Consider the following 24,495-nt stretch of genomic DNA (forward strand, 5'->3'; position numbering starts at 1 on the left):
CAGAAACAGAAGGAATGCTGCACATGGTCAGCATCCTCGCCCTCTCCGTCACCTACGGTGCCACCTCTCCCAAAGGGAGAGGCCTTGGCAAAGAAATGGACTTTGCGTGGACTGCCAAGGGCTCCCACTTTGGGGGAGCTGGCGAACGAATGTGAGCCTGAGAGGGCGAGCCCGCTAAAGAAAAAAGCATCTGCAACAAAATCGCTGATTCTGAAATTCAGAAGCGATGGCTGCAGATGCTTTTTTGTTTTATTAAGCCTCGCCGTTTGTCTCCGGCACGCAGTCGTCCAGCACGGTCTGCAGGGCCTGCCAGTTCTTCAGGGTGCAGCCGGGCAGGGTGTCCGGGTCAAGGCCGGCATCCTCAATGCGGCCAGCCATGCTGTCCTTGTCGCTCAAAAGGCTCAGCGCGTCCGGCTCGATCATCGTCCAGGCTTCGGCAAAGCTTTCCTGCTCATCAGCGTCCAGTGTGTCGTACCAGCTGTAGAAAGCTTCCTGCACGGCTTCCGGGGTGCGGGAGGCAAGGCGGGCGTTTTCTGCCCACTGCAGCAGGGATGCCGCTGCGATCACCGATTTGAGCGAGCAGCCGGAAACACCCGGCCCCCAGCCCAGACAAGGCTCAAAGGCGGCAGCGGTGCCGGTGATGGAGAAGATGGAGTTCTCGTCAAAATCGCCGGGGTTCAGGCCGGAGGTGTCGGCCCGGGTGGTGGAATCAGGCAGGTCTTCGCCGGAAGCAGCGGAGCTTGCAGAACTGCTGGCAGAGCTTGGCGCTTCGGAACTGCTGGCGGTTGAGCCGCCGCAGCCTGCCAGAATGCTGCAGGCCAGCGCTGCGCAGAGCAGCAGCGAGAGGATGCGGGTATATCTCAATTTCATAGTAGTGTCCTCCTTGAGCGGTGCCGCAGCCGGGCCGCAGCACTTCAAAACGATACACCTTAAGTATACGTTCTGCCGCGGCGGTTGTCAATCGGACAGCGCAGAACGAATTTCAAGCGGGAAATATGCACCCTGCACAAAGAAAAAACGCATTTTTGGGAACTTTGCATTCTTGACATTTTTTGCAAAAATCGGTTGACTACAAGTATAGTGTCTGCCCACGTCAGCCGGAAAGGAAGGAAACGCCCATGAAGCACCGCATCACAGCCGCATTGGAGCGGTTCTCCCGCGCAATGCTGGCACCGCTGAGCTATCTTTCGGCGGCGGGCCTGCTGCTGGTGGTGGGCGCATTGCTTACCAGTGCGCCGCTGGCCGGGGTGCTGCCCTTTTTGCGGTGGGAGCCGGTGCAGCTGGCGGGCAGGATCATTTACAAATGCCTCACGGCGGTCATTTCAAATCTGAGCGTGCTATTCTGCACCGGTCTTGCGGCGGCGCTGGCAAAGCGGGAAAAGCATCAGGCGGCGTTCATCGCCCTGATGAGCTATCTTGTCTACCTGACAGCGGGCAATGTAACGCTGACCGAGTTGGGCCTGCTGGCGCAGCCGGATGCGCTTACCGGCCTGTACAGCGCAGGCCAGACCATGGTGCTGGGCATCCAGACTGTGGACACCGGCGTGTTCGGCGGCATTCTGCTGGGCCTGCTCACCGCCTTTGTGTATGACCGCACCTGCGAAAAAGCCCACCGCGGCATTCTGGGCGGTGTGTTCTCCGGCGTGCGGTGGTCCTTTGCCTGCGTGGCGGCACTGGCGGCGGTGCTGGGCTGTGGGGCCTGCTTTGTCTGGCCGCCTATCCAGAAGGCCATTGCGGCCGTCACCGGCTTCATTGCCGCTTCCGGCAATATCGGGTTGTTTTTGTACGGCTTTCTGGAACGGCTGCTCATCCCTACAGGACTGCATCATCTGGTGTATATGCCGTTCCAGTTCTCGCAGCTGGGCGGTCAGCTTATGGTGGGCAGCGTCACCTATACCGGTGCCTATGTGGTCATGATGACCGAATATAACCTCGGCCTGCCGTTTTCGGATGGCATCGTGTGGATGTACACCGGCTTTACCAAGACCTTCGGCTACTTTGGCATTGCGGCGGCATTCATCTTCTGTGCCCGACGGGGCAGCCGCAAAAAGACTGCCCTTCAGCTGCTGCCGCTGGCCTTTACGGCATCGCTGGCTTCCATTACGGAGCCGCTGGATTTTCTGTTCTGCTTCTCGGCACCGGTTTTGTGGCTGGCGCACGCAGCCATCTCCGGCAGCTTCATCGTGCTGCTGCACCTGTGCGGAGTCACGGCGTTTACCTCGAACCTTCTGGGGTCGCTTGTGATGAACCTTTCCGCTGGTGCGGCCCGCACGAACTACCCGGTGCTGTATCTGCTGGGCCTTGCCCAGATCGCGGTGTATTTTGTGGTGTTCACTGTGCTCATCAAGGCGCTGGACCTGCCCACGCCGGGCCGCCGCCCGGAAGAGCCGTCCCGGCCGGAAAAGGCCCTGCCGCTGGACGAGCAGGGAGTAGAAAAGCTCATTGCAGCCTTTGGCGGGCGGGAGAACATCCGCACGGTGGATAACTGCTTTACCCGCCTGCGTGTCACGGTGAACGACCCGGACTTCGTCAAGGAGCAGGCCCTGAAAGCCCTGCCCTGCAGCGGTGTGGTGCAAAGCGGCTGCGATGTGCAGATCGTGTACGGCATCCGCGCGCCGGAGGTGCGGCAGGCGGTGGAGCGGCGGCTGAACAGGGTGGTCTGTTGACCTTTGGCGGACGGGCAACTATAATAGGGAAAAAGCGGCTTCCCGCGCAGAGCGAAAGGATTTTTTGTGTTCCACCGATTTATAGTCGCTGCGCGACGGCGATAAGCCGACAGCAGCAACATGCCGTTTCCCGTTACGACTTTTCCCGTGAAAAAGTAACTCCGAAACGACCGCAGTCGTTTCGGAGTTACAAATTTAAAAATAATATTTCCGCTGATATTGCCAAAGCGAACGCGTCGGCAATTTTAAATCGTCCGGCGGCTGAAAGGATACACATGCAAGAACAAGCAGTTTTTACGCAAAAAACAGAGCCTGTACCGCCAACCGGCCGCTTTGCCCCCAGCCCCAGCGGGCGGCTGCATCTTGGCAATCTGGCCTGCAGCCTGCTGGCGTGGCTCAGCGCAAAAAGTCAGGGCGGGCGCATCGTGCTGCGCATTGAGGATCTGGATGCCGAGCGCTGCCCGCGCATCTATGCTGACCTGCTGGAACAGGATCTGGACTGGCTGGGCCTTGCGTGGGACGAGGGCGGCAGCACCGGCGGGCCGAACGGCCCCTATTACCAGAGTGAGTGCGCGGAGATCTACACCGCAAGCTACAAAAAGCTGGAAGAGCGCGGCCTTGTGTACCCGTGTTTTTGCTCCCGCGCCCAGCTGCACGCGGCCAGCGCGCCCCATACCTCGGACGGCAACGTGGTCTATCCGGGCACCTGCCGCGGCCTGACCGCTGCCGAAATTGAGGAAAAACGCAAAAAGAAGGCCCCTGCCTACCGTCTGATGGTGCCGGACGAGGACATCACATTTGTGGATGGCTGCATGGGCCCGCACACCGAAAATCTTTTGCACGACTGCGGTGACTTCTACCTGCGCCGGGCAGATGGCGTGTTCGCCTATCAGTTGGCCGTGGTGGTGGACGATGCCCGCATGGGCGTTACCGAAGTGGTGCGCGGTTCAGACCTGCTTTCGTCCACGGCACGGCAGCTGTATTTGTACCGCCTGCTGGGCCTGCAGGCACCGGGGTTTGCCCACTGCCCGCTGCTGCTGGCCCCGGATGGGCGGCGGCTCTCCAAGCGCGACGGCGACCAGAGTCTGGAAAACCTGCGGGAAAAGTATATCGCGCAGGAGATCGTGGGCAAGCTTGCCTACGCCTACGGCCTGCAGCCGGAGCCTGCGCCCCGCACACCGGAAAGCCTGATTAAGGACTTTTCCTGGGCAAAGGTGCCAAAGCAGGATGTCTGCCTGCCGGAGGATCTGTTCTGAACAAAAAAAGAAATGCGCTGCCCCTGATGACAGCGCATTTCTTTTTTATAGAGATTCAGATGCGGCGCATCTGCGGCAGATCGTTGGTGTCCATCATACGGCTGAACGCGGTATCCAGTGCCAGCGCCAGCAAAGCGCCCAGCGCTGCATCGATGCAGCTGTGCTGCTTGAGCAGCATGGTGGAGCATACAATGGAGATGCACAGCACATCAGCGGCCGGGCGCATCCAGCGGAACCGGGGCTGCTCAAAGATGCGGCAGCGGTGATAGGCCAGCATCAGCGTGACCGAGTTGAACACATGGATGGACGGGCAGACATTGATGGGTGTGTCGGTGCTGTACAGGAACCGCACCGCACGGGCGAAGATGTCTGTGCCCGGCACATAGCAGGGGCGCAGATTCAGCCCGGTGGGCAGGATCACGTAGCAGGCCAGCGCAATGGTCATACCGCTGAACAGCGGCATACACAGCCGCCAGAAGTCCTCCCGGGGTGCCTTCCACAGAAGGAAGAACAGGGTGAACGGGATCCATAGAAACCATGCAAAATAGGGGATGACCGCATATTTGCAGAAGGGAATCAGATCGTCCAGCCGGCAGTGCACGAGGATGTGCGGCATATGGATCTGGGTGTTCAGGAAATTGAATGCGGAAAGATAAAGTATGAGATACAGCGCCATGAAGCAAAGCGGATGGCGCGAAAACCAACTGCGTTTCATTGAAAAAGCCTCCTTTTTGCAGAAGTGAAAGCTCTTAGCACTGTGAAATTATACGCCGGGAATGTGACAAAAACAAGAATGAAAGCAGACAACATTGCTGAAAAACAGATAAATTATTTGTGCGTATTGCGTAAAAAAGAGCCTGCCTTCGCGGCAGGCTCTTATAAAATGCAGAGGAAAGATTCAGATGACCTGCTGTTCCAGCCACTTGCCGCGCACGAAGCGTACAAAGAAGCACAGGGAGCGGAACGCCCAGTCCAGATACATGCCCATCCAGATGGCCAGCAGGCCGCCGCGGAAGGCCAGCACACACAGGTAGCAGAAGCCCACCCGGAAGGCCCACATGGACACGATGCTCACGGTCATGGTAAAGCGGGCATCGCCTGCCGCACGCAGGATGTTGGGCATGGTAAAGCTGGAAGGCCAGATGAACAGCGAAACAATGTTGAACCACACCATCACTTCCAGCGCCATGGCGTAGGCTTCCGGCGAGAGGCTGAACAGGCCCAGTGCAAATTTGTTGGCAAACAGGAAGGCCGAAAGGTTCATGAACCATGCGCCGCAGTAGGCAAACAGCATCAGGCGGCGGGAGTAATACACGGCCTGATCTTTTTCGCCTGCGCCAAGGCACTGGCCCACCACGGTCAGCGCAGCCATGCCCACGGCGTTGGCCGGGATGTTCAAAAAGGTGGTGGTGGTGTTTGCCACGGCGTTGGCCGCAATGGCGGCGGTGCCCAGAGTGGAGGTCAAGCTGGAAACGGACAGCTTGCCGATCTGGAACATGCCGTTTTCAATACCGGCAGGGATGCCCACCCGCAGGATCTGCTGGATGAGCCGTGCCTTCGGGGCAAGGGCCTGCAGGCCGTCCACCCGCAGCGGGCAGGCGGGCCGCTGCAGCAGGTACAGCACAGCCACGCAGGCAATGGCGCGGGACACAAGGCTGGCCAGTGCGGCACCCATCACGCCCATTTTGAAGCCGTAGATCAGAACGGCGTTGCCGCCAATGTTCACCACATTCATTACAAGGCTGGACATCATGCTGATCTTGCTGTTGCCCTGCGCCCGGAACAGGGCCGCACCGGCGTTGTACAGGCCGATGAACGGGTAGCTCAGGGCCGAGAGCAGGAAGTAGGTCTCGGCATAGCGCATCACGTCCACGTCGATGGAGCCGAAGATGCCGCGCAGGATGGCATGGCGGCCCGCCACCACAACGGCGGCCACCAGCAGGCTGAAGCTGGACAGGATGAACAGGATCTGCGCCGCTGCATTCTTGGCATCCTTTGGCTCCTGCCGGCCGATGTACTGGCTGGTGACCACCGCGCCGCCGGTGGCAAGGGCGCTCATGATCTGGATCATCAGGGTGTTGAAGCTGTCCACAAGGCTCACGCCGGAAACAGCGGCTTCCCCCACCGAGGAGACCATCAGCGTGTCGGCCAGACCGATGGTCACGCTGAGCGCCTGCTCTGCGATCAGCGGCAGCAGCAGGGCAATGAGCTGCTGCCGGGTGAACAGCGGCGGCTTATGGAACGCGGGCGTTTTGGTTGCTGTCATAGGTTCCTCCGTAACGGTGACAAGATACACTTGGATACATGACCTATATCATACAGCGGAACGCGCAGAATTACAAGAGAAAATCTTCTGTCAGGAAAATTCCTGACTGGGGGTCAGGCTGGTGCCGTAATATACGATATAATCATACGGGACGGTCGGCCCGAATACCGTCTTGTCTGGGTACTTCCTCAGCATGTCCGCTTTCAGGTCGGCCGGGGTCTCGGGCACACCGGCGCAGAGCGTATCGGAGCACACGGCATTCCAGAGGCCCGCAGAGAACGAGGCGCAGTTGTAAATGGCCGACCAGTGGTCTGCGTTGGCCAATGCCTGATTTACAGTGTCTAGCTGGCTCTGGTCCAGTGAGACCTGAATGCCGTAAAGATTCTGATAGTAAGAAGCGTTCAGGTAATACTTGTAGTAGCCCTCCAGATTGTACCAGATGCCGGAATGCTCACAGCGGTTGCCGCGGGTGCTTACGGTGATGGACGTATCCGGCGCAATGAGCAGTCCGCCCACATTGATATCCTGCTCCGAGACATTGGTGATGGTGAGGAAACTGTGTCCGCTGGTGTTGAGGGGAACATCGCCGTGGTCATCGGCGCGGGCAAAAAGCCGCAGTACTGCAACGGCTCCCTCGGCAGGGGCATCACCGTAGGCCTGCGCAGGGGACTTGTGGTCTGCCTGCGCAAAGTGGTACGGCCCGCCAAAGTTGGTGGTAAAGCCAACGACATTGCGCATCAGGTCGGCAGAACCGGTGACGTCTGTTACCACCTTATCCTCTTTTGCGGCGGGCTGTGCGGCCTTGGGTTCCTGTGCGTAGGCGGGCAGGGCGCACAGGCAGGCCAGCAGCACGCAGCAGGAGAGGATGCGGAAAAACTGTTTTTTCATAGATGACTCCATTTGTGTTTTTTTTTTCAGGTAAAGCTTACCGTTTTTTGCAGGGTCTGTCAAGGACTGCGGCAGGCGGAAAAGCCGCGCCGCAGCGTGTTTGTTCCACTTTACCCGTGCAGGCAATTGTGCTAAAATAAACCTGAGGTGCACTGCGCTTTGCAGGAGAGGGGAGTGCACTGTGGTAAATGAGATAAGAAATAAAAGGTAAATCAGAACCCAAAGGGGGAACAATATGCCAAAAGCAGCCCATAAGGTGGTCGTGATCGGCCACCGCAACCCGGATACCGATTCCATCTGCTCGGCCATTGCCTATGCAGAGTTGAAAAACAAGACCAGTGATCTGGTCTGTGAGCCCCGCCGTGCAGGCAAAATGAATCAGGAGACCGAGTTCGTGCTCAAAAAGTTCGGGGTAAAGCCCCCGCGCATGTGCACGGACGTGAACCCGAAGATCCGCGATGTGGACTACCGCGAGATGCCCGGCATCCCCGGCTCCACCAGCCTGCGCAAGGCGTGGGAGATCATGCGTGACAAGCAGATCGACACCCTGCCGGTCACCAGCCCGGACAACGAGCTGGAGGGCGTGATCACCGTGAAGGATATCGCCACCGCCAACATGGACGTGTTCGACACCGGCATCCTGGCCAAGAGCCAGACCACCTACCGCAATATTTTGGAAACGCTGGGCGGCACCATGGTGGTGGGCCGCGAGGACGACGTGTGCACCACCGGCCACATCCGCATCGGCACCGCCACGCCCGAAATGCTGGAAAATACCGTGGAAAAAGGCGACATCGTCATCCTGACCAACCGCTACGAAAGCCAGCTGTGCGCCATTGAAAAAGAAGCGTCGCTGCTCATCATCTGCAACGGCTCCAAGGTGGGCCGCACCATCCAGCGCATTGCCGAGGAAATGGGCGTGGCCATCATGTCGGCCCCGGTGGACACCTACGCCGCCGGTAAGCTGATCAGCCAGTGCGCTCCCATCTCCTACTATATGACCCGCAGCGACATCATGAAGTTCACCCTCGTCACCCCGGTGGCAGACGTCACCCGTGTGATGGCCAAGGTGCGCCACCGCTATTTCCCCATCCTGGACGAGGACGGCAAATACTGCGGCATGGTCAGCCGCCGCAACATCATCAATCTGCAAAAACGCCGCATCATTCTGGTGGACCACAACGAAGCAACGCAGGCCGTGGAGGGCTTCGATCAGGCCGAAATTCTGGAGATCATCGATCACCACCGCATCGGCAGTCTGGAGACCAGCGGCCCGGTGTACTTCCGCAACCAGCCGGTGGGCTGCACGGCCACCATCATCACCCAGATGTACGACGAGAACGGTATGGAGATCCCGCCGCAGATCGCAGGCCTTCTGCTGGCGGCCATCCTTTCGGATACGCTGGTGTTCCGCAGCCCCACCTGCACCCCGCTGGATGAGGCCCTTGCAAAGCGTCTGGCAAAAATTGCCGGTGTGGACATTGACGAGTTTGCCAGCGAGATGTTTGAAGCAGGCGAAAAGCTGGACGGCAAGACCGCCGAGGAGGTGTTCCTGCAGGACTTCAAGGTGTTCATGTGCGGCGATATCCGCTTTGGCGTGGCGCAGGGCAGCTACATGACCCGCAAGAACCTGCTTGCCGCCGAAGCGCTGCTGCAGCCCTATCTGGAAGAAGCCCGCAACAAGCAGAACGTGGAAGATATCTACATGCTGCTCACCGACGTGCCCAAGGAGGAGAGCGTGGTCATCAGCGATGGCCGCTATGCTTCCGAGGTGCTCTCGGACGGCTTTGAGACCCAGCCTGCCGAGGACGGCAGCTTTACCCTGCCCGGTGTGGTGAGCCGCAAAAAGCAGTTCATCCCGGCGCTGATGACCGCCTATCAGGAGCTGTAAGATGTTTGATTTTCTGCATAAAAAAGCACAGGATGCCACGCCGCCCGCCCTGCCGGAAGGCACTGTGCGCCGCCGCTACTCCATCGAAGGGCAGGTGCAGGGTGTGGGCTTCCGCTACCGCGCCCGCTATGCGGCCCAGACGCTGGAACTGACCGGCTGGGTGGAGAACGAGGACGACGGCAGCGTGACGCTGGAAGTGCAGGGCGACCCGGAAAAGTTCCTGCGGCTGTTCGCCATGATCCAGAAAAGCGATTATATCCAGATCACCGGCATCCGCCAGAAGGATCTGCCGCCCGACCCATGGGAGCGGGGCTTCTCGGTAAAAGGGTATTGATGCGAGACCCTCTCAGTCAAAGCCTGTCGGCTTTGCCAGCTCCCCCGATGGGGGAGCTTTTTGACATTTTTTGGCAAGCACTGCCTCTCGGGAAGAGGATCTTGAATGATCCCCGCTTATAAAGCTCGCCCTTCGGGAGAGCTGTCGAGCAAAGCGAGACTGAGAGGGTTCGTACAAACAAAAAAGCTGACGCGAAAGCGTCAGCTTTTTTGCTCTTTCTAAATTTATCAACCTGCTGTTTTTAGCGGGGAATTGTCTGTCCAGATGGTGCCGTCCAGCAGCCGGGTCACAGCCAGAGTGCCGTTTGCGGAAACACGGGCCGGGTCCAGCGCGTAGAAATCGCTTTCCTTCAGGTTCGCGGGGTCTGCATCCGGGCGGATGCCCACCACGCAGACCCAGTGGCCATAGGCGGCGCTGGTGGCGATGTGCGGGTAATTGACCTTGTTCCAGCCGGAACTGGTCAGGTGGTATTCATAGCTGGAGGTGCGGTTCGTGTGCCGTTTTACACCGCTCACCGCAGTGTTTTTCAGATGCACGATCACCGGCTTCCCGGCGGAAAGCTCGGTGTAAAGCTTCTGCAGGCACTCGGACAGGCTGCCGGAATAACCGTAGTAGCCGCCCGCAGACCAGACCGCACCGTTTGACCACATGCCGCTGCCGGAGGAAACTTTTCCATCCAGAATGGTGCGTGCATAGCGCAAGGCGTACCAGCTGCATTTGCCGGAGGTCTGGTTGCCGATGGAAAGGATCTGGCTGGTGCTGAAGTCCAGCATCCGGATGCCGTGCGTTTCCTGCAGGGCAGCTGCGTGTGCGTGGGGAACGGCCAGAGCCAGCACAAGGCACAGCGCCAGAACTGCCGCCGCCAGCCGCTGTGCCGCGCGGGCGGGACAGTGTTGCATATTGAGCCACATCCTTTGTTTTTTCTACGACCTTATTTTACCATGCAAAAATGGTAGAATTGTGTAAAATCGTAATTTTTTGAAAGAATTCTGAAGGATGGATCGGAACACAACATCTGTTCAAACCGGGAAGGACTGTGCCCCGGAAAAAAACAGCATGGAGCTTCCGGCCGGAAGAAGATTTTCCAGCACGGTAAAGAACCTTTGCGAAGTAAGGACAGTGTATCTCAATACTGCAACAAAAAAATCGCTGTTTCATTGATTTTGAACGAAAATGTTTCGGAAACTTTATGCATCTTCTCGATTGACAAAACCAACTGCTGTCGGATATAATCAGGCCAGAACGACACCCGTTCTGTAGTGCGAAAACACAGCACTGAAATGAGACAAATCAACAAAATCTTGAAATGACAGGAGGCGCTTTACAATGAAAAAGCTGAAGAAATTTGCTGCCTTGCTTCTGGTGGGTGTGATGGCTCTGGCCCTGCTGACGGCCTGCGGCGGTGGCGGCGGCTCCACAGATGAACAGAAAGAGGCGGCAATGCTGACGGCGCTCACGAGTAGTTCTCAGTGCAGCGAAACCGCTAAAACCAATGATCCGGAGCTTCGCAATACGCTGCTGACGGATCTGAATGCTCAGCTTAATACTGGCAGATTCAAGAGCGACGTTAAGGTGACGGGTATTAGCCCCCCAGACAAAAACATTACAATCAAGGTAATGACGGATTACCGGTACGGTGAGCGCTTGCAAGACTTGATTAAGATGATTACCAACTACATTGATAGAATGTATCCCGGTACGAATGTCGATGTAAATGCGAATGGTTGCTGGACCAAGGTTGCCGTTGTTGTTCAGAGCGATGAGAAGGGCACCTATTTGGCCGTGGCACTCCAGCTCAAGAACTTTGCATACCCCAAAAACTAAAACTCCTCACCTTTTTCCCCCGGAGCGTGGCCGCAAGGCCGCCCTTCGGGGCTTTTTTGCGTTTGAACCCTCTCAGTCACGCCTTACGGCGTGCCAGCTCCCCCAAAGGGGGGAGCTTTTAGGCATCTGACGGTTTGCAGCAAATAAGCTCCCCCTCTCGGGGGAGCTGGCATCGCGCAGCGATGACTGAGAGGGTTGCCTCCCTCGCTGAGGGAGGTGGCAAACCCGCAGGGTTTGACGGAAGGAGTTCGCCCTGCCCCGGGGCTTTTTTGTGTTTGGGGACAATTGCCAAAAAGAAGGGCGGAATTTGGGCGATCTGCCTGTTGACATGCGGGGGGGGGGGGGTATGGATAAAATAAATTCAGACGGGTAAAGCGATTTGGGGTCGCCCAAACCGTCAGAATTTGAAAACAGGAGGAACATTACAATGAAAATGTTCAAACGTTTCGCAGCCGCCCTTCTGGCCGGCGTGATGGTTCTGGCAATGCTCACCGCCTGCGGCGGTGGCGCTGGTTCTGGTGCATCCACGATTGGCGAGAAATTTGAAAACAAATACATCGCAGCGATTAACACTCTCCGTGGCGAGAATGCAGAAAAACTGGAAAATGATACCGACCTGCGTAACAAGGCTCTGGCTCAGTTGCAGAAAATCAAGGATGATGGCACGATTGCGGCTATTGATGCAAACACTTCTATTGTAACGCCCAATGCTGATGGAAAATCTGTAACAGCTGTAGTGATTAGCGTAGGAACGAAGGGCGAACCCGATAAGGGTGTGTGTCAGGCAAAAGAAATCACCGCCGAATCCTTGGATGAAATTACCACAGATAGTGCTGGTGCTGATGTTGTAGAAGCTCTGCGGGCACTTAAGAAAATCGGTATTGCCACTAAAGTAATCAATGGCAAAACCTACGCAGCAATAGCAATGGAAATTGTCCAGTCTGTGTCGTAAAGCTTAATTCGCAAAATTGAAGAATTGACTTGCCCCGAGGAGCACCCCGCTCCCCGGGGCTTTTTTGCGTTTAGGGCAAACTCCCCCAGTCGCCTGCGGCGACAGCCCCCTCAAAGAGGGAGCCTTTCGCATCGGCAAAGCTTCCGGCTCAGGTGCAAAGCTTCCGGTTTCGCCAGAGCCTCCCTCACTGAGGGAGGTGGCAAACCCGAAGGGTTTGACGGAAGGAGTCTGCCCCGCCCCTCCCGGCGGCAATTCTGAATGGTTTCTCTGTCAAACCGTGTCGTTTTGTGGTACAATAAAAACGTATTCTGATGTGAACAGGAAAGGACGTTTCCATGCAGCTGTTTGAACTGGTGTCCCCGCGGCTGTTCCGCCCGCTGGCGGGGCCGAACCGGGCTTTTTATGCAGAATTGCTGCTTCTGCTCTGGGAGGAGTGCCGCCACACGGCGGATTACAGCATTTCCCGTGCGGAGGCCGTCTGGCGTGCCGAGGATTACTTTGCCGCACTGGCAAAGCCCCTTGCGCTGGATGCCGACGGTGCGGGCGATGAAGAAGAGCAGCCCACCCGCGACCCTCACACGCTGGCCGTGGGCTTTCTGCTGCGGCTGCGCCGCACCGGCTGGCTGGAAGAGCAGCCCGGCAGCTACGAGGGAGAAGCGTCCCTTGCCTTTGTGCCGGAGGTAACGCCGCTGCTGGAAGCGCTGGAAGAAATATTGAACCCCCGCGTAGTTACCTATACCGGCAAGCTGTACAAGGCATGGCAGCTGCTGGGCAGCATCGGGCAGGAAAAAAGCCCCTATGAGAACGTTCTGCGGGAGGTGGACGCAGACCTTGACGCGCTGAACCGCTCTCTCCGGGCACTCAATGCCTCCATCGGCCACTATATCGACCGGCTCACCCGCAACCGCACCCCGCAGGAGGTGCTGGAACTGTTCGACCAGTACGAGGAAAAGGTGGTGGCGGCGGCCTACCACCGCTTCAAGACCAGCGACAACCTGTTCAACTACCGCGCCTATCTGGAAGAGGAGCTGGACGACTGCGAGGAGAACTACCTGCCGCAGCTGGCCTTTGATTATGCCCGGGTGGAGCGCTGTGCCCCGAACGAAGCGACACCTGCCGTGCGTGCACTCATCCAGAAGCAGCGGGACGCGCTGGAAGAGATGAGCCTGCTCATGCGCGAGATCGATGCAAGCCACATCCGCTACCGCAAGCGGGCTGTGCAGCGGGCACAGTTCCTGCTGCTGAGCGACCGTTCTTCGCAGGGCAGCGTCACCGCCCTGCTGCGCCGCTACGCCGAGGACATCCGCACCCCGGAGCAGCTGTTTGAGCCGGACGACGGCCCGGTGGCAAAGCGGCTGCATCTGTACCCGGCGGCAGTGTTCGGGGAAAAATTTCTGTACCCGCCCGCTGCCCAGCGCACCGCCGAGCCGCTGGCCCCGGTGCGCGCCGAAGTATTCGATCCGGAACAGCTCAAAAAAGAGCAGCAATTGCTGCTGGATTACGCCCGCCTTGCCGTTACCGAGGAGAACGTGGCCCTGCTGGCCCGACAGGCCCTTGCCGCCCGCCCGCAGGTGAACGCGGCACTTCTGGCAGACGAATACCCGAACGATTTTGCCCGCATCATCGGCCTGCACACCTACTCGCAGTCGCCGCACCGGGATTATGACATTCAGCTCACCGGCAATTGGGTGGAGCGCGGCGGTTTCCGCTTTGAGGACTTTGTCCTCACCCGCCGCAGGGAGGAAGAAAATGGCAACCATTAACATACTGGAAGAAACCGCGAATTACCTGCTGAACCACTGCTTCGTGCTGGGCAGCGTGGAGGATCAGCGGGCAAAATATCTTTATGTGCAGGACCATCTGGACGAGGTGCGCGCTGTGTTCGCCCCGCTGGGCTATTCTGTATTGCTGTACCCGGCACCCCTGCAGGCAGCGGCTTTGGTCAACGGCCACGAGGGCAGTCAGGCCCGGCTGCTGAAATACGAGAGCATCCTGCTTTTGGTATTGCGGCTTTTGTACCTGCAAAAGCGCGAGAGCCTTGCGGCCAATGCCGACGAGGTGCTGGTGACGGTGGAAGAGGTGCAGACCGAACTGCAGAAGATGAATCTGCCCCGCCGTCTGGACCAGAAAACGCTGGAAAACCTCATGCGCACCCTGCGCCGGTACAATCTGGCGCGGCCTGTGGGGCGGCTTTCCGGGCTGGACAGCCGCATTGAGGTATTTCCCACTGTGCTGCTGGCCCTGCCGGATGCCGACCTTGCGGACGCCGCCGCCGAGAGCGGGCGCACCCGCACAGAGCTTGGCCTTTATGAACGACCGGAAGAAGCAGGGGAGGGTGAAGAATGATCGAACTCAAACGGCTGAAGCTTATCAACTGGCACAACTTTGAAAATGTCACCTTCGACTGCGCACGGCTCACCTATATGATCGGCGTGAACGCCGTGGGCAAGACCACCATTCTGGATGCCATCCGCTACTGCCTGACCACCAACCGCAATTTCAATGCGCTGGGCAATAAAAAGAGCGGCCGCACCCTGCAGGGTTCGGTGCACGCAAAGCAGCGCGGCGAGAACGCCTACCGCCGCCCGGGCCATACTGTGGCCTACATCGGGGCGGAGTTCTGGGACAGCGTCAAGCGCACCCCCTTCGTCATCGCGGTGCGGGTGGAGTCCGAAGGCCCCATGCAGGAGCTGCACCCCGGCGATCAGACATGGTATCTTTCGGAGGACGGCTGCACGCTGGAACAGCTGCCCTTCATCGACCCCAAGACCGGTGCACCCAGCGCAAAGGAGGACTTCAAGCCCGCAACGGGCCGTCTCTCCTACACCCGCAGCCCCAGCGAAGCGCGGGACCGCATCTGCCGTGCGCTGGGCATCGGGCGCGCCTCCAGCCCCTTGGGCAAAAAGTTCAACGAGGTGTTCCAGATGGGCACCAGCATGGACGAGATCCCCAACTTCCGGGAGTTTTTGTACCAGTATATCCTGCCCCAGCCGGAGCTGGATCTGGACGCTTTGCAGGGCGACCGGCTGGAACTGGAAAATCTGCACGCCGTGCTGGCCGAAGCACAGACCCGCGCCAACGCGCTGGAAGAGATCGTGGATTTTGGCCGCGAAGCTGCCGAAAAGCAGACCCAGACCCTTGTGAACCGGGGCGCGGCGCTGCTGGCCCGCGCCGCTGCCGACGGCAGCGAACAGACCGTCTGGCAGGAGCATCTGGATGCGGGCCGCCGCCAGCTGGAACAGCTGAACGCCCGCTATGCCGAGGCCAAAAATGCCGAAGCGGAAGCCCGCCGGGCCTATCTTTCCGCCCACGGTGCCGCCAGCGCCAGCGGCGAGGGCCGGGCACTGGACACCCTGACCGAGGAGCTTTCCCGCCGCAAAACGGCGCTGGATACCGCCGCACGCAAAGCCGAAAAGGCAGAAAGTGCCCTTGCCCGCACCCAGAGCCTGCTGGCTGTGCTGCGCCGCAGCGGCTTTGCTGCCGGCATCAAGGCCGAAGAGCTGACGGCGGACACTCTGCCGCAGCTCACCGCATGGCTCTCCGCGCAGGAAAAACCGCTGGAGGAAGCCTATTTTGCTGCCCGCCAGAACACTGCTGCTTTGCAGAAGGAGCAGGCCGGCAAGCGCGCCGAGCTGGACGCCGTGTCCGGCGGCAAGTGGGTCTACCCCCACGGCGATGCCGCCACCCGGGTGCGGGATGCCGTGAATGCGGAACTCAAGAGCCGGGGCATGCAGCCGGATGCGAAAATTTTCTGTGAACTGTTGAACGTGGAGGACGAAAGCTGGCAGGACTGCGTGGAAGCCTGCCTTGGGGACCGCCGCTTTGACATCCTTGTGCCGCCCGCCCACTACGAAGCCGCCAAGAGCGCCTTTGTGGCTCTGAAGGACAAAGTCGGGCCCATCAGCCTGCTGGACCCCCCGGGCATCCGCAAGGCCAACCGCCGCGCCGACAAGTACGGCCCGGACAGCCTTGCCGCGCAGGTGAGCAGCGAAAACCCGCTGGCTGCACAGTATGCCCAGACCATTCTGGGCCGCATCGTCTGCTGCGACACCCCCGATACGCTGGAACAGCATCCCGACAGCGCCACCCGCGACCTTCTGCGCCACCACCCCTTCCGGCTGGAACGGCTGCGCACCCCGCAGCGGTATATCGGTCTGGACGCACGCCGCGCCCGCGCCGGGGCGCTGGCGGCCGAGCTGGAAGCTCTGGGGGAAAGCGCCCGTGCTGCCGCCCAGACAGAACAGAACCTGAAAGCCGCCTATAACCAGTACCAGACCCTGCTGCGGGGCACGGCACTGGACGAGCTGGCTGCGCTGTGGGATGCCCGCGCCGCACTGACTGCCGCACAGAATGCTGTGACCGAACAGGAAGCAAAGCTCACCGAGTGCCGCGAGAACCCGCTGCTGCAGCAGCTTTACAAGGAGGAAGAAGCCCGCGAAGCCGCGTGGGAGACTGCCCGCGCCGCCGTGGAGCAGGCGGGCGGTGACATCCGCGTGTGCCAAAAGCAGATCGCCTCCTGCGAAGCAGAGCAGAAAAAGGCAGGGGAAACGGCCCGGCAGAGCGCCGATGCTGCCCGGAGCTTCTTTGCGGCGCATCCGCTGGTGGAGCCGCTGGCCCGCACCCGGATGCTGGCGCTGGCCCCGGCAGATAAGCCCCGCGCCGCCGCACAGGCTGCGGAAAAGGCGCAGGCCAAGCTGGACGATGCGCTGGCCGTCTATCTGACCGGCACGCTGGAACCGGCCCAGAAAGCCTACAACGAGCACTATGTGTGCGATTATCCGCTGGGCCTTGCGGGGTTGGACCAGTACCGCGCCCAGCACGAGAGCCTTGTGCGCATCGATCTGGAACGCTACGCCGCCCGTCTGGAACAGGCCCAGCGGGACTGCAAGGACCGCTTCCGCAAGGATATCCTGTTCCGCATGAAGGACGATATCTTCAACGCACGGCGGCAGTTCCGGGAGCTGAACAAGGTGATGGAGCAGTTGACCTACGGCGAGGAGGTCTACCGCTTTGAGCTGGAGCCCAGCCGTGACCCGCAGCTGGCGGCCTTCTATCAGGTCATCGTGGACAAGGGCAACCAGCAGATGACCGAGGGCGACTCGCTGGACAACCTTGCCGCCACCGCCGACCCTGCTTATGAGCGTCAGGTGGACGAGCTGATGGAAAAGATCATGGCGGATGTGGACGAGAACACCCGCGCCCGGCAGGAGGGCCGCACCGGCGGCGTGACCCTCTCGGACTATGTGGACTACCGCACCTATCTGGACTATGACATCAAGGTGACGAACCGGGTCACCGGCCAGCAGGCGTATCTGTCCCGCGTCAGCCGCGACTCCTCCGGCGGCGAGAATCAGGCCCCCTTCTATGTGGCCATCTGCGCGTCTCTGCTGCAAATTTATGAGAAGAGCGAGAACAGCATCCGTCTTGTGCTGCTGGACGAAGCCTTCAGCAAGATGACCAGCGACCGCATCCGCCCCATGATGGAGCTGTTCCGCCGCCTGCAGCTGCAGGTGCTGCTCATCTCCACCGTGGAAAAGAGTACCGCCATCCAGCCCTACTGCGACATCACCTACTCCATCGTCCGCCACGGCGACACCAACGCCATAGCGCCCTTTGTCCGCCTTGCGGCGGAATGATGTGCGCATTGTATGCGCAATGATGTCTGCCTGCGGGGCATGATAGAATGTGCGATAGCACACATCATTTTGCGCAGCAACCTCATTTCTGCGCAGCAGAACATCATAAAAAAAGAAGCACGCATCTGCGTGCTTCTTTTTTATTGCTACCGCAGTGGAAGCACATCTTCATCTTCGTTGATCTCTTCCATCATCCCGTCCGCAAAGTACCAGCCTCTGCCGTACAGCGCCTCGCTGCCGTCGGCGCACAGGATATACGAGCCGTCCGGCAAAGCGAGAAAATGCCGCTTTTTGCTGTCGGCAAGGGCGATATCCTCCACCTTCTGTCCGTCCAGCACATGATCCCGGATGAACTGGTAGTGGGGCAGGATGCGGGTCTCGGTCAGGCCAAGGCCGTTCATCCAGCGGGAGTAGTGCGGGTCGGCGGCTTCGCCCGGTTCCTCGGGCGCGGCGTACACGATGTGGGCGGCGTTCATGCTGCCGGCACTCACGCCCAGCACGATGCCGTGGTAGTTGTGGAACAGCCCCGGCAGGCCCAGCTGAGCAAAAAAGTGGTTCTGGGTGGGCACGTGCCCGCCGCACAGCATCACAAAGCCGCTTTGGGGCAGAAGAGAACCGATCTCCTCGGCATTGCGGGCATCGCAGGGGATGAGCGCCGTCAGGGGCAGGTGGGCGTTCGCAAAGCTCTGGGCAAACACCCGGCACATCTCGTCGTTCTGCTCGTAGGCATAGGGGTCTGCCGCAATGGCAAGGCCCAGCACGGCGTGATCCGGCCAGACGGCCCGCAGGTTCGCCACAAAGTGGTTGCGCGTGTCCAGCACCGGAATATCCGGCCCCGGCTCAAAGGGGCAGCCGCTGGGGCTGCTGGTCAAAAACAATGTCATAATGATTCCTCATAAAAAGTGAATAAAGGCTGTGTCCATTTTAACACGATTTTGCTGCCAGCGGCAGAGCCAGAATCACCAAAAAAATCCCCCGCTTTTCGCCGTTTCGCAGAAAGCAGGGGATCTTATCATGCCTTGCGGTAATGGAATACCTTGTCCTTGGTGAGGAGCATGGCAGCGCTCACGGCCAGAGCCGCCAGCTCGGCGGCGGTGACGGCCAGCCAGATGCCGTCGATGCCCAGCAGCAGCGGCAGCAGGAGAATGGCGATCACCTGAAACGCCAGCGTGCGCAAAAAGGAGATCAGCGCGCTGGTCACGCCGTCGCCCAGCGCCGTGAAGAAGGAGGACGCGTACACGTTGAAGCCCATGATGAGGAAGCTCAGCGCATACAGCCGGAAGGCCCGGCTGGTCAGGGCCAGCAATTCCGCATCGTAGCCCACGAAAATGCGCGCCACACAGGGGATGATGAACATGGAAGCCAGCGTCAGGGTCACGGCCACCACGGCGATGAGCCGCAGGCTCTTGCGGTAGAGGTTGTGCACCTCGGCGTGGTTGCGGGCACCGTAGTGGAAGCTGACGATGGGTGCACTGCCCACGGCATAGCCCACGAACACCGCCACGAACAGGAAGGCCGCGTACATGATGACACCGTAGGCGGCCACGCCGTTCTCACCGGCCAGACGCAGCAGCTGGTAGTTGTACAGGATATTGACCAGCGACATGGAAAGGTTGGTCATCAGCTCGGAAGAGCCGTTGATGCAGGCATCCCGCAGGACTTTGCTGTAAAAACTGGTCTTGCACAGGTGCAGGCGGCTGGAGTTGCTGCGGTCGATGAAGTAGAACACCGGCAGTACGCCGCCCACCAGCTGGCTGATAAAGGTGGCAATGGCCGCGCCTTCCACGCCCCAGCCCCAGATACCCACCATCAGCACATCCAGCACCATGTTGGTGCAGCCCGCGCCCACGGTGAACCAGAAGCCGAGGTGCGGCTTTTCGGCGGTGACGAAAAAGCTCTGGAACATATTCTGCAGCGCAAAGGTGGGCAGGGACACCATCAGGATGCGTCCATAGCGCACCGCATAGTCCAAAAGCTCTCCCTTTGCGCCCAGCAGCACGGCAATGGGCCGCAGGAACACAATGCCCAGCACCGCCAGCACACTGACCGAGATCAGAGCCGCCAGCAGGAACAGGGTGAAATAGCGGTCGGCCTTTTTCTGGTCGCCCTCGCCCAGCGTGATGCCCACGATGGCGCTGCCGCCGGTGCCCAGCATAAAGCCGATGGTGCCCAGCAGCATGGGCAGCGGCATGATGAGGTTGACCGCCGCAAAGGCCGTCTTGCCCACAAAGTTGGAGACACACAGGCCGTCCACGATGCCGTAGATGGAGGTGAACAGCATGGTGCCGATGCAGGGCAGTACGAACCGCAAAAGGCGGGAATAGGTGAAATGGTCGGAAAGCTGGATCCGCTGCTTGGACATGGCGTCCTCCTTTCTGCACAAGGTGCAAAAAACGGGCCGGATAAATGTCCGTGAGTGCACGCCCGGCCTCGATCTGCTTCGTCACTACGGCAACGAAACCTCCGGCGGGGCGCTGTCTGCACGGCATCTTATCCGGCCCGTTTCAAATTACGTTGAAAACGGTCCTCCGATGAACCAAAAAAGAGTATATCAGAATTTATTTTTGTTGTCAAGGCAGAAAAATCAAAAAATCGGCATTCGAGGGTCAAAATTCATAAACTGTCTCTTTCCAACGTTTATCAAACCTGTTAAACTGATAAAAGTTTTTTTATGGATCCGGAAAGGAGAACTCCTGTTTTGATGAAACGTTTTTATACCGCCATCGTGCGCCGCCGCAGGCTGGTGCTGGCGGTGTTTGCACTGGCGGCTGTGCTGAGCGTGTTCGCTGTGCGTCAGGTAAAGGTGGATTACGATATCAACGACTATCTGCCGCCGGAATCCCCCTCCACCACCGCCATCGAGGTGATGAACGGTGCTTTCACCGGCGGCATCCCCAACATGCGGGTCATGGTGCGGGATGTCACGGTGCCGCAGGCGCTGGAGTACAAGGAAAAACTTGCCGCCATCGACGGAGTGTCCTCCGTTGCATGGCTGGACGACAGTCTGGATGTGACGGTGCCTTTGCAGATGCAGGACACCGCCACGGTGGAGAGCTATTATAAGGATGGCTGCGCCCTGTTCACCGTGACGGTGGAGGACGAGAAGCGTCTGGAAGCCGTGGCTGCCGTGCGGGAGCTGATCGGGGAGGGCAACGCGCTGGAGGGCGCGGCGGTCTCCACTGCCGTTGCCACCAACTCCACCGTGACCGAGGTGGCAAAGATCGCCGCCATCGCGGTGGTGTATGTGCTGTTCATCCTGATCCTGACCACCGATTCCTGGGCGGAGCCGCTGCTGGTGCTGACGGGCCTTGGCGCGGCCATCCTGCTCAACAACGGCACGAACCTCATCTTCGGCACCATCTCGTTTGTGACGAATGCGGCGGGCAGCATCCTGCAGCTGGCGGTGTCGCTGGACTACTCGGTGTTCCTGATCCACCGCTTTGCGGAGTGCCGGGCTGAAAACCCGGATGCCAGCCCGGAGGAGTGCATGGTGGATGCCCTGTGCAGATCCACCGGCTCCATCCTGTCCAGCGGCCTGACCACCGTCATCGGCTTTCTGGCACTGGTGCTCATGCAGTTCCAGATCGGCCCGGATCTGGGCCTTGCGCTGGCAAAGGGCGTGGTGCTGAGCCTTGTCACCGTGTTCACCTTTATGCCCGCGCTCACGCTGGCAGCGTATCAGTGGATGGATAAGACCCACCACAGGCCCCTGCTGCCCAGCTTTGACAAGTTTGGCCGCTTTGTGGCCCGCATCATGCTGCCCATGGCGCTGGTGCTGGTCATTCTGATGGTGCCCAGCTATCTGGCCTCCAACTCGAACCAGTATTACTACGGTGCCGCCCACATGTTTGGCGAGAACACCCGTCTGGGTGCGGACACCGCCGCCATTGAAGAGACCTTTGGCCGCAGCGACACCTACGTTGTACTGGTGCCGGAGGGCGACACCGCCACGCAGCAAAAGCTTTCGGATGCATTGCACGCCATCCCGGAGGTGACCGGCATCCTTTCCTATGTGGACAACGCAGGCGCGTCCATTCCGCCGGAGTTCGTGCCCGGGGATACGCTGGGGCTGTTGGTCTCCGGCGGCTACACCCGCATGGTGCTTACGGTGGATGCCGACACCGAGGGCGATGGGGCCTTTGCGCTGGTGGAGCGGGTGCGCGCCACGGTGCAGCAATATTACCCGGACAATTATTATCTGGCCGGTCAGGGCGTGAGCACCTATGACCTGATGGACACCATCACGGCTGACATGGTCAAGGTGAACCTGCTGGCCATCGGCGCGGTGTTCCTGATCCTGCTCCTCATGAAGCGCCAGCTGCTTTTGCCCATCATTCTGGTGCTCAGCATCGAGACCGCCATCTGGATCAATCTGGCCATCCCGTACTTCCGGGGCCAGTACGTGTTCTACATTGCCTATCTCATCATCAGCTCGGTGCAGCTGGGCGCTACGGTGGATTACGCCATCCTCTTCTCCGACCGCTATCAGGAGTTCCGCGAGACGCTGGGCCGCAAAGAAGCCGTTGCGGCCACGGTGTCCGCTGTGACCACCTCGGTCAGCACCACTGGCAGCGCTATGGCGGTGGTGGGCTTCCTGATGGGAGCCATTTCCACAAACCAGCTGCTGGGCCAGCTGGGCAATTTTCTGGGCGTGGGCAGTCTGGTGTCACTGGCCATCGTGCTTTCGGCACTGCCGGGCTTTTTGTATCTGGCCGACCCGCTCATTATAAAAAAGAAAAAACAGCCGAAGGAGGCTTGACCGAGATGAAACATCGATTTGTGCGCCGGGTGTCGGCGCTGGCGCTGGCAGGCTGCCTGCTGGCGGGCAGCAGTCTGCCGGCCTTTGCAGCAGCCTCCGCTGCCAAGGAAGAGGTCATTTATGCAAATCTTACGGCCTCCGGTGCTGTGACCGGCGTGTACGCCGTGAACAGCTTTTCCGTGCAGGCGGGGGACACCGTTGCGGACCACGGCAGCTACACTGCCGTGCGCAACATGACTACGAGCGATGCCGTGGAGCAGAGCGGCGATACGGTCACAGTGCATGTGACGGAGGACGGCAAGCTCTATTATGAGGGCACCATGGACGCCGCCACGGCCCTGCCATGGGTGGTAAAGCTGACCTATACGCTGGACGGGGCAGAAATCAGCCCCGACGAGCTGGGCGGCAAAAGCGGTGCGCTTTCCATCCGGCTGCAGGTGAGCCGCAACCCGGACTGCACCGGCAGCTTTTTTGACGACTACGCGCTGCAGGTGACCATGAGTCTGGACACCGGCCTTGCCCGGAACATCAGCGCGCCGGGCGCTACGGTGGCGAATGTGGGCAGCAAAAAGCAGCTTTCCTACATCCTGCTGCCGGGCGCGGACAGCGAGGTGACCGTCACCGCCGATGTGACGGACTTTGCCATGGACGCCGTATCCCTGAACGGCGTGCGGCTGAACCTGAACCTCGACCTCGGGGATATGGACCTGACCGGGATGCTGGAACAGCTGCAGAGCGGCTCTGTTCAGCTGGACGATGGTGCCAACGCGCTGGCAGACGGCATTGCGCAGGTGCAGGCGGGCATCGACACTCTGAACGGCAATTCCGGTGCCTTGACCGGCGGCTCAGCCCGGGTGCGTGCCGCCCTCACCCAGATGCAGACCGCGCTGAACGGCATCTCTGCCTCCACCGACGAGCTGAACACCCTGCTGGATGCCTCTACCCAGATCCGGGACGGCATTGCCCGGCTGGATGAGGGCGCGGCACAGCTGGAACAGCAGGTGAGCTTTGAAGCCTACAAGGCCATCCTGAAAGAGAACGGCCTTGACCTTGACGTGGTAAAGGATGGCAATGCCAAGGCCATCCAGCAGCTGCAGGGCATGGTATGGATGATGCCGCAGCTCAAGGATGTGATCCTGCTTTTGCAGGGGTCTACGGCCAACATCGATGCCATGCAGACCTATCTCGACACCGTGAACGGCGGAATTGCCCAGCTGCACGAGGGCAGCAGCACCCTGAACGGCAGCTACGGCGAGTTTGATGCCGGGGTGCGTCAGCTGGCCGGTGTGCTTACTGGGATGCTGGGCAATCTCTCGGTGCTCACCGACGGTGTGAACCAGCTTGCCGCCCAGTATGTCCAACTGGACGACGGCCTGAACGCCTACACCGACGGTGTAGCCCAGCTGAAGGCGGGCGTTGCGCAGCTGGCGGAGGGTGCATCGCAGCTGACCGGCGGCACCGGCGAGCTGCGCAGCAGCGTTTCCGGCATCGACATGGGTGCCCAGCTGGACAGCCTGCTGAACAGTCTTTCCGGCGGCGGGGAGGTGCAGAGCTTCACCTCGGCAGAGAACACCGAGGTGGGCGCGGTGCAGTTTGCGCTGCAGACCACTGCCATCACGGCTCCGGCCCCGGCTGCCCAGCCGGAACCGGCGGCTGTGACCCTGACCTTCTGGCAGAAGCTGCTCAAGCTGTTTGGACTGTATAAAGGCTGATTTTTATGATACGGGGAATGCTTCCCGCACAGAGAGTGGTCGCGTGTTTAAAGTTTGATGCCTTTTGCAAAATGCATCGCCGCCGGGTATGTTCTCTTTTGCGTGCCAAAAGAGAACCAGAAAAGCACCCGCTACTTTCGAGGCGCGGGAGGCACGAACTAGGGGCTACACGCCCCTAGTAACCCCAAAGAAGATGGGCTCCATACCAAAAATCCAAGTCGCTTCGCTAAAGGATTTTTTGTGTTACGCCGATTTCAAGGCCCCTCAGCCGCTGCTGCGGCAGCTCCCCGCAGGGGAGCGGGCGCGCTCGT

General features: G+C 59.7%; 19 protein-coding genes. 12 read left to right on the plus strand and 7 right to left on the minus strand.

The window, feature by feature from the left end:
• Positions 1–23 precede the first annotated feature (23 nt).
• Complete coding sequence (locus J3348_RS14390) at positions 24–155, plus strand: hypothetical protein (RefSeq protein WP_256372190.1); 132 nt, start codon at positions 24–26, stop codon at positions 153–155.
• Between the two features lie 97 nt (positions 156–252).
• Here J3348_RS14390 and J3348_RS14255 read toward each other — a convergent pair whose 3' ends face one another.
• Complete coding sequence (locus tag J3348_RS14255; RefSeq protein ID WP_242702948.1) at positions 253–870, minus strand: hypothetical protein; 618 nt, start codon at positions 868–870, stop codon at positions 253–255.
• Between the two features lie 248 nt (positions 871–1,118).
• On the opposite strand from J3348_RS14255, the gene J3348_RS09990 reads away from it, so the two are divergent.
• Positions 1,119–2,666: a PTS transporter subunit EIIC gene (locus J3348_RS09990; protein WP_207698888.1), complete on the plus strand. Its 1,548-nt coding sequence runs from the start codon at positions 1,119–1,121 to the stop codon at positions 2,664–2,666.
• Positions 2,667–2,941: 275 nt separating this feature from the next.
• Positions 2,942–3,922: a tRNA glutamyl-Q(34) synthetase GluQRS gene (gene gluQRS, locus J3348_RS09995; protein ID WP_207698889.1), complete on the plus strand. Its 981-nt coding sequence runs from the start codon at positions 2,942–2,944 to the stop codon at positions 3,920–3,922.
• Positions 3,923–3,977: 55 nt separating this feature from the next.
• On the opposite strand, the gene J3348_RS10000 is transcribed toward gluQRS, so the two are convergent.
• The 3 genes from J3348_RS10000 to J3348_RS10010 all read right to left on the minus strand — a co-directional run bounded on the left by J3348_RS10000 (position 3,978) and on the right by J3348_RS10010 (position 7,076).
• Positions 3,978–4,637 carry a phosphatase PAP2 family protein gene (locus tag J3348_RS10000; protein WP_207698890.1) on the minus strand — a complete coding sequence of 220 codons (660 nt, stop codon included), beginning with the start codon at positions 4,635–4,637 and terminating at the stop codon, positions 3,978–3,980.
• A gap of 183 nt (positions 4,638–4,820) precedes the next feature.
• Complete coding sequence (locus tag J3348_RS10005; RefSeq protein WP_207698891.1) at positions 4,821–6,188, minus strand: MATE family efflux transporter; 1,368 nt, start codon at positions 6,186–6,188, stop codon at positions 4,821–4,823.
• Between the two features lie 90 nt (positions 6,189–6,278).
• Positions 6,279–7,076, minus strand: coding sequence for a hypothetical protein (locus J3348_RS10010; protein WP_242702949.1), 798 nt, complete (start codon positions 7,074–7,076; stop codon positions 6,279–6,281).
• Positions 7,077–7,311: 235 nt separating this feature from the next.
• Between J3348_RS10010 and J3348_RS10015 the strand changes: the two genes are divergently transcribed.
• A complete protein-coding gene (locus J3348_RS10015) occupies positions 7,312–8,967 on the plus strand; it encodes a putative manganese-dependent inorganic diphosphatase (RefSeq protein WP_097774076.1) in 1,656 nt (551 codons plus the stop codon).
• Position 8,968: 1 nt separating this feature from the next.
• A complete protein-coding gene (locus J3348_RS10020) occupies positions 8,969–9,301 on the plus strand; it encodes an acylphosphatase (protein WP_097774075.1) in 333 nt (110 codons plus the stop codon).
• A gap of 227 nt (positions 9,302–9,528) precedes the next feature.
• On the opposite strand, the gene J3348_RS10025 is transcribed toward J3348_RS10020, so the two are convergent.
• Positions 9,529–10,200, minus strand: coding sequence for a hypothetical protein (locus J3348_RS10025; protein ID WP_207698893.1), 672 nt, complete (start codon positions 10,198–10,200; stop codon positions 9,529–9,531).
• Between the two features lie 427 nt (positions 10,201–10,627).
• Between J3348_RS10025 and J3348_RS10030 the strand changes: the two genes are divergently transcribed.
• The 5 genes from J3348_RS10030 to J3348_RS10050 all read left to right on the plus strand — a co-directional run bounded on the left by J3348_RS10030 (position 10,628) and on the right by J3348_RS10050 (position 17,713).
• Positions 10,628–11,125 (plus strand): hypothetical protein, encoded by a 498-nt coding sequence (locus J3348_RS10030; protein WP_207698894.1) that lies wholly within the window; start codon positions 10,628–10,630, stop codon positions 11,123–11,125.
• A 427-nt stretch (positions 11,126–11,552) separates the two neighbouring features.
• The gene (locus J3348_RS10035) at positions 11,553–12,077 is read left to right on the plus strand and encodes a hypothetical protein (protein ID WP_207698895.1); all 525 of its coding nucleotides are present in this window, start codon (positions 11,553–11,555) and stop codon (positions 12,075–12,077) included.
• 335 nt (positions 12,078–12,412) lie between these two features.
• Positions 12,413–13,840 carry a Wadjet anti-phage system protein JetA family protein gene (locus J3348_RS10040; protein ID WP_207698896.1) on the plus strand — a complete coding sequence of 476 codons (1,428 nt, stop codon included), beginning with the start codon at positions 12,413–12,415 and terminating at the stop codon, positions 13,838–13,840.
• Complete coding sequence (locus J3348_RS10045; protein WP_207698897.1) at positions 13,827–14,423, plus strand: DUF4194 domain-containing protein; 597 nt, start codon at positions 13,827–13,829, stop codon at positions 14,421–14,423. Before J3348_RS10040 ends, J3348_RS10045 begins: the two co-directional genes overlap by 14 nt.
• Positions 14,420–17,713: an SbcC/MukB-like Walker B domain-containing protein gene (locus J3348_RS10050; RefSeq protein ID WP_207698898.1), complete on the plus strand. Its 3,294-nt coding sequence runs from the start codon at positions 14,420–14,422 to the stop codon at positions 17,711–17,713. Before J3348_RS10045 ends, J3348_RS10050 begins: the two co-directional genes overlap by 4 nt.
• A 146-nt stretch (positions 17,714–17,859) precedes the next feature.
• Here J3348_RS10050 and J3348_RS10055 read toward each other — a convergent pair whose 3' ends face one another.
• Both J3348_RS10055 and J3348_RS10060 read right to left on the minus strand, forming a co-directional pair.
• The gene (locus J3348_RS10055; RefSeq protein WP_005937502.1) at positions 17,860–18,597 is read right to left on the minus strand and encodes a Type 1 glutamine amidotransferase-like domain-containing protein; all 738 of its coding nucleotides are present in this window, start codon (positions 18,595–18,597) and stop codon (positions 17,860–17,862) included.
• Between the two features lie 128 nt (positions 18,598–18,725).
• A complete protein-coding gene (locus tag J3348_RS10060) occupies positions 18,726–20,075 on the minus strand; it encodes an MATE family efflux transporter (RefSeq protein ID WP_207698899.1) in 1,350 nt (449 codons plus the stop codon).
• 339 nt (positions 20,076–20,414) lie between these two features.
• Between J3348_RS10060 and J3348_RS10065 the strand changes: the two genes are divergently transcribed.
• Positions 20,415–22,472 carry an MMPL family transporter gene (locus tag J3348_RS10065; protein ID WP_207698900.1) on the plus strand — a complete coding sequence of 686 codons (2,058 nt, stop codon included), beginning with the start codon at positions 20,415–20,417 and terminating at the stop codon, positions 22,470–22,472.
• Between the two features lie 5 nt (positions 22,473–22,477).
• On the plus strand, positions 22,478–24,184 hold the full coding sequence (locus J3348_RS10070; RefSeq protein WP_207698901.1) for a hypothetical protein: 1,707 nt from the start codon (positions 22,478–22,480) through the stop codon (positions 24,182–24,184).
• The last annotated feature ends 311 nt before the right edge of the window (positions 24,185–24,495 follow it).

It is taken from the genome of Faecalibacterium sp. Marseille-Q4896 (assembly GCF_017377615.1).
In the GTDB taxonomy this organism is placed as follows: domain Bacteria; phylum Bacillota; class Clostridia; order Oscillospirales; family Ruminococcaceae; genus Faecalibacterium; species Faecalibacterium taiwanense.